At 42.9% G+C, this 674-nt stretch carries 1 protein-coding gene; it reads left to right on the top strand.

Annotation, left to right across the window (positions count from 1 at the left end; all coding sequences use genetic code 11):
* Positions 1–388 precede the first annotated feature (388 nt).
* Positions 389–640: a cryptochrome/photolyase family protein gene (locus tag MO867_RS22425; protein ID WP_252473302.1), complete on the top strand. Its 252-nt coding sequence runs from the start codon at positions 389–391 to the stop codon at positions 638–640.
* Positions 641–674: the final 34 nt, after the last annotated feature.

The raw sequence follows: 674 nt of genomic DNA, 5'->3' as shown, positions 1-674 counted from the left end.
TCTGGCCGTGGTTCCTACCTATTTCGCCCCCTAAAACTGTCCGAAGTATTGATATTTGGATCATTATTTTAGCTTGTCGTTGATGACCCACCCGCATTGGATAACTCACGACCTATACATCCAAGTAGAAATATTTCTTATTACTGGCGAGCAACTTTAAACCTTCGCGTAGAGAGCCCGCTCTCCGCCCCACAGGCACTCTAAGTGGGTGGGAGTGACTCACAGTTGCTTTACTCGCCACAATCTGTGGAAGAATTGCCCCGATCCTGCTACTACTGGACGTACCGGACAATCATCTAGATTTTGAGTCCCTTATGGCGCTGGAGTAAGCGTTGCAAAATTATCCTGGCGCTTTTCTCCTGCACTCTCTCGATTCAGGTAATGAAATGTGAGAACTCTACGCTTGATTTTGGGAGACCAACTCAACCATAAACACTCTTGGTACAAAGGACGCCAGGAAAGTAATCTTTATTTCATCGCTGAAATGCGCCAGGAGACAGACTACACCATTCACCATATACAAAAAATTATTGCCTTTTTTGAAGCTATGAAACACTTCGCCAACTGGCTTGAGACCAGGGGTATGAAGGTTATTTACTACCAATTAAATAATAGAAATAACGTAACTATTCAGTACTAACCTCAAAAAATTTGAATTTGTCCAATAAAAGCCT

This window comes from Microbulbifer okhotskensis (assembly GCF_023895975.1).
Taxonomy (GTDB): domain Bacteria; phylum Pseudomonadota; class Gammaproteobacteria; order Pseudomonadales; family Cellvibrionaceae; genus Microbulbifer; species Microbulbifer okhotskensis.
This window is presented reverse-complemented; position numbering and strand designations above follow the sequence as displayed.